At 65.2% G+C, this 4,936-nt stretch carries 4 protein-coding genes; 3 read left to right on the forward strand and 1 reads right to left on the reverse strand.

Annotated elements, in window-relative coordinates; all coding sequences use genetic code 11:
* Positions 1–44: 44 nt before the first annotated feature.
* Positions 45–812, reverse strand: coding sequence for an FCD domain-containing protein (locus HU729_RS24830; RefSeq protein ID WP_065864952.1), 768 nt, complete (start codon positions 810–812; stop codon positions 45–47).
* Between the two features lie 254 nt (positions 813–1,066).
* Here HU729_RS24830 and HU729_RS24835 point away from each other — a divergent pair, with 254 nt between their 5' ends.
* The 3 genes from HU729_RS24835 to HU729_RS24845 form a co-directional block, all read left to right on the forward strand.
* Positions 1,067–2,737 carry a lactate permease LctP family transporter gene (locus tag HU729_RS24835; protein WP_186711857.1) on the forward strand — a complete coding sequence of 557 codons (1,671 nt, stop codon included), beginning with the start codon at positions 1,067–1,069 and terminating at the stop codon, positions 2,735–2,737.
* Positions 2,738–2,800: 63 nt separating this feature from the next.
* Entirely contained in the window at positions 2,801–3,946 is a 1,146-nt protein-coding gene (gene lldD / locus HU729_RS24840; RefSeq protein ID WP_112897265.1) for an FMN-dependent L-lactate dehydrogenase LldD, read from the forward strand.
* A gap of 74 nt (positions 3,947–4,020) precedes the next feature.
* On the forward strand, positions 4,021–4,936 hold a 916-nt coding region (locus HU729_RS24845), incomplete at its 3' end, for an FAD-binding oxidoreductase (RefSeq protein WP_186711858.1).

Below are 4,936 nucleotides of genomic sequence, written 5' to 3' on the forward strand. Positions count from 1 at the left end.
GCGGTTCGGCGCTTCGGCTTGCCCGCGAATGCTGCAACACCTGTCTAGCGCCCGCTGCGTCGCTCCGCACGCGCCACGCGCTGAGCTTCCTGCTGCGCCTCTTCCAGCACTTCCTGCACATACAGGATGTGCCGGCTCGACACCTCCCGCGCATCTTCCGCACGCCCCTCGACGATCGCCTCGTACAGTTCGCGATGCTGACTGATCAGCATGTCGCGCGTCTCCGTGCGCTGCTGGTACATGCCACCGATGTTGGTCACCACATTGCGCTTGAGCAGGTCGAACAGGCCACGAATGGTATGCAGCAGCACGGCATTGTGGCTGGCTTCGGCAATCGCCAGATGAAAACGCGCATCCGCAGCGCCTTCTTCTGCACGACTGACCTCATCGACGCGGGCATAGCAGTCCTGCAGCGCATCGAAGGCGGCCTTCAAGCGCGCCCGATCCGGCTCGGTAGCACGCTGGGCTGCGTAGAAGGCGCATGAGGCCTCAAGGGTGTGACGAAACTCCAGCAGGTCGCGCTGAGCCTCAGGGTTGTGCTCGAGCAACTGCAACAAGGGATCACTGAACGTCGATCCCAGCGACTCGGCCACATAGTTGCCGCCCCCCTGGCGGCTGACCAGCAGCCCCTTGGCCACCAGTTTCTGGATCGCCTCGCGCAACGACGGGCGGGAAACGCCAAACTGCTCGGCCAGGGCGCGTTCGGCGGGCAGGCGCTGCCCTGAGGTCAACGTCCCCTCGAGAATCATCCCTTCCAGTCGATCGACGATATCGTCGGACAGGCGCCGTTGGCGGACCTGATCAAAAACCATCACATGCTCTCCACAAACCCCGGCACCGATTTCGGGGCGCCTATTCTGCGCCTATCCGCGGCAGCCCAACAGATATTCCTCGATTGATCCGACGCGATCTCGCCATCCGCTCATCGGCACTCGACCAAAGTTTTGCTTGGGACAAATTGACACACCCCGTATCCGGCTTTTAACCTAGCGACCAGCCATTGTAAATTGGTCTTACCAATTATCCAATGCCAGTGCTGACCAACAACAATTAGGGGTCACCCCATATGCAAACCTGGCAACAACTCTACACACCGCTTGGTAGTCTCGGCCTGTCCGCACTGGCGGCGGTCATCCCCATCGTGTTCTTCTTCCTCGCCCTCGCCGTGTTCCGCCTCAAGGGCCACGTGGCAGGCAGCATTACCCTCGGCCTGTCGATCCTGGTGGCGATCTTCGCCTTCCAGATGCCTGTCGACATGGCCCTTGCCGCAGCAGGCTATGGCTTCCTCTACGGCCTCTGGCCGATTGCCTGGATCATCGTTGCCGCGGTGTTCCTGTACAAACTCACGGTCAAGAGCGGCCAGTTCGAAGTCATCCGCAGCTCGGTGCTGTCGATCACCGACGACCAGCGCCTGCAGGTGCTGCTGATCGGCTTCTGCTTCGGTGCCTTCCTTGAGGGTGCAGCTGGCTTTGGCGCCCCTGTGGCCATCACCGCCGCACTGCTGGTGGGCCTGGGCTTCAACCCGCTGTATGCAGCCGGTCTGTGCCTGATCGCCAACACCGCGCCGGTCGCCTTCGGCGCCTTGGGTATCCCGATCATCGTCGCCGGGCAGGTGACCGGCATCGACGCCTTCCACATTGGCGCCATGACCGGCCGCCAGCTGCCGCTGCTGTCGCTGTTCGTGCCGTTCTGGCTGGTGTTCATGATGGATGGCCTGCGTGGCGTGAAAGAGACCTGGCCCGCCGCGCTGGTCGCCGGCCTGAGCTTCGCCGTGACCCAGTACTTCACCTCCAACTTCATCGGCCCGGAGCTGCCGGACATCACCTCGGCCCTGGCCAGCCTGATCGCCCTGACCCTGTTCCTCAAAGTCTGGCAGCCCAAGCGCGCGTTCGCCGAGGCCAAGGGCAGTGTCGGTGCAGCCGTGGTCAGCAGTGGCGGCAGCCAGCCTTCGCCGTACAGCTTCGGCGAGATCTTCAAGGCCTGGTCGCCATTCCTGATTCTCACCGTGCTGGTGACCATCTGGACCCTCAAGCCCTTCAAGGCCGCATTCGCGCCGGGCGGTGCGATGTACAACTTCGTGTTCAACTTCGCCATCCCGCACCTCGATCAACTGGTGATCAAGACCGCGCCGATCGTGACCGCGCCGACCGCAATGCCGGCGGTGTTCAAGCTCGACCCGATCTCCGCCACCGGCACCGCGATCTTCCTGTCGGCACTGATCTCGATGTGGGTCTTGAAGATCAACTTCAAAACTGGTCTTACCACTTTCAAAGAGACCTTCTGGGAACTGCGCTGGCCGATCCTGTCGATTGGCATGGTGCTGGCCTTCGCCTTCGTCACCAACTACTCGGGCATGTCCTCGACCATGGCGCTGGTCCTGGCCGGCACCGGCGCGGCGTTCCCGTTCTTCTCGCCGTTCCTGGGTTGGCTGGGCGTGTTCCTGACCGGCTCCGATACGTCGTCCAACGCACTGTTCAGCTCGCTGCAGGCCACCACCGCGCACCAGATCGGCGTCAGCGACACCTTGCTGGTCGCCGCCAACACCAGCGGCGGCGTGACCGGCAAGATGATCTCGCCGCAGTCGATCGCCGTGGCCTGCGCCGCCACCGGCCTGGTCGGCAAGGAGTCGGACCTGTTCCGCTTCACCGTCAAGCACAGCCTGTTCTTCGCTACCATCGTCGGCCTGATCACCCTGGTCCAGGCCTATTGGCTGACCGGTATGCTGGTTCATCACTAAAGTGACAGGGGCCGGGCGCCCTCATGCGCCCGGCAGCTCCCTCAACCCACGCTGCGAGAATCCATGATCATTTCCGCCTCCACCGACTATCGCGCCGCGGCCCAGCGCAAGCTGCCCCCCTTCCTGTTCCACTACGCCGACGGCGGCGCCTACGCCGAACACACCCTGCGCCACAACGTCTCGGACCTGGCCAGCATCGCCCTGCGCCAGCGGGTCCTGAGAAACATGTCGGAGCTGAGCCTTCAGACCCGGCTGTTCGACGAAACCCTGAGCATGCCCGTGGCCCTGGCCCCGGTCGGCCTCACCGGCATGTACGCGCGCCGTGGCGAAGTGCAAGCGGCGCGCGCGGCGGCGGCGCACGGCATTCCCTTCACCCTGTCCACGGTGTCGGTCTGCCCGATCGAGGAAGTGGCGCCGGCCATCGACCGGCCCATGTGGTTCCAGCTGTATGTCCTCAAGGACCGCGGCTTCATGCGCAACGCCCTGGAGCGCGCCAAGGCCGCCGGGGTGAAGACGCTGGTGTTCACCGTCGACATGCCCGTGCCCGGCGCCCGCTACCGCGACGCCCATTCCGGCATGAGTGGCGCCAACGGCCCGATGCGTCGCGTGCTGCAAGCCATGACCCACCCTGAATGGGCCTGGGACGTCGGCGTGATGGGACGCCCGCACGACCTGGGCAACATTTCCACCTATCGCGGCAACCCGACCGGCCTTGCCGACTACATCGGCTGGCTGGGCAACAATTTCGACCCGTCGATTTCCTGGAAGGACCTGGAGTGGATCCGCGAATTCTGGGACGGCCCGATGATCATCAAGGGCATCCTCGACGCCGATGACGCCCGCGACGCCGTGAGGTTCGGTGCCGACGGCATCGTCGTCTCCAACCACGGCGGCCGCCAGCTCGACGGCGTGCTGTCCAGCGCCCGCGCCCTGCCGGCCATTGCCGACGCGGTCAAGGGTGACTTGAAGATCCTCGCCGACTCGGGCATCCGCAGCGGCCTGGACGTGGTGCGCATGATCGCCCTGGGCGCCGACACGGTGCTGATCGGCCGCGCCTTCCTCTGGGCCCTGGCCGTGCATGGCCAGGCCGGGGTGAAGAACCTGCTGGAGCTGTTCGAGAAAGAAATGCGCGTGGCCATGGTACTGACCGGCGCCAAGTCGATCGGCGAGATCAGCCGCGATTCGCTGGTACGCGAGCTGGGCGCCTGAGCCCTTACGAAACAAACGCCTGATAGTCCGGGGCACGTCGCGCGCCAGACGCGCCGGCCCCGCGAGGAGATTGCATGAGCCTGCCCGCTGCGTTCCTGCGTGATGCCGAGCGCCTGATCCCTGCCGAACGCCGTTTCGACGACCCGACTTCGACCCTGGCCTTCGGCACCGACGCCAGTTTCTACCGGCTGATCCCCAAGCTGGTGGTGCGCGTCGAATCCGAGGACGAGGTGGTCGAGCTGATCCGCCTGGCCCAGCGCGAGCGCGTGCCGGTAACCTTCCGTGCCGCTGGCACCAGCCTTTCCGGCCAGGCCATCAGCGATTCGGTGCTGATCGTGCTGGGCGACAACTGGAACGGCCGCGAGATTCGCAACCAGGGCGAACAGATCCGCCTGCAGCCCGGGGTCATCGGTGCCCAGGCCAATGCCTGGCTGGCCCCCTATGGGCGCAAGATCGGGCCAGATCCGGCGTCGATCAATGCCTGCAAGATCGGCGGCATCGTCGCCAACAATGCCAGCGGCATGTGCTGCGGCACCGCGCAGAACACCTACCACACCCTTGCCGGCCTGCGCCTGGTGCTGGCCGACGGCACTCGCCTGGACAGCGAGGATCCGGCCAGCGTCACCGCCTTCGAACAAAGCCACGCCGCGCTGCTCGACGAACTTGCCCGCCTTGGCCGTGAGACCCGCGCCAACACCGAACTGGCCGACCGTATCCGCCACAAGTACCGGTTGAAGAACACCACCGGCCTCTCGCTCAACGCACTGGTGGACTACGACCAGCCGCTGGACATCCTTCAGCATCTGCTGGTCGGCTCCGAAGGCACCCTGGGCTTCATCAGCGCAGTCACCTACGACACCGTGCCCGACCACCCGCACAAGGCCAGCGCCCTGCTGGTGTTCCCCAGTGTCGAAAGCTGCTGCCGAGCGGTGACCGTGCTCAAGCGCCAGCCCGTGTCCGCGGGGGGGGGGGCCCCCCCCCCCCCCCCCC

Source organism: Pseudomonas sp. RW10S2 (genome assembly GCF_014268985.1).
In the GTDB taxonomy this organism is placed as follows: Bacteria; Pseudomonadota; Gammaproteobacteria; order Pseudomonadales; family Pseudomonadaceae; genus Aquipseudomonas; species Aquipseudomonas wayambapalatensis.

What these genes read in the sequence shown, in the direction of transcription:
- lldD (WP_112897265.1), top strand. Translation starts at nt 2,801, where the DNA reads ATGATCATTTCCGCCTCCACCGACTATCGCGCCGCGGCCCAGCGCAAG.
- HU729_RS24835 (WP_186711857.1), top strand. Translation starts at nt 1,067, where the DNA reads ATGCAAACCTGGCAACAACTCTACACACCGCTTGGTAGTCTCGGCCTG.
- HU729_RS24830 (WP_065864952.1), bottom strand. Translation starts at nt 812, where the DNA reads ATGGTTTTTGATCAGGTCCGCCAACGGCGCCTGTCCGACGATATCGTC.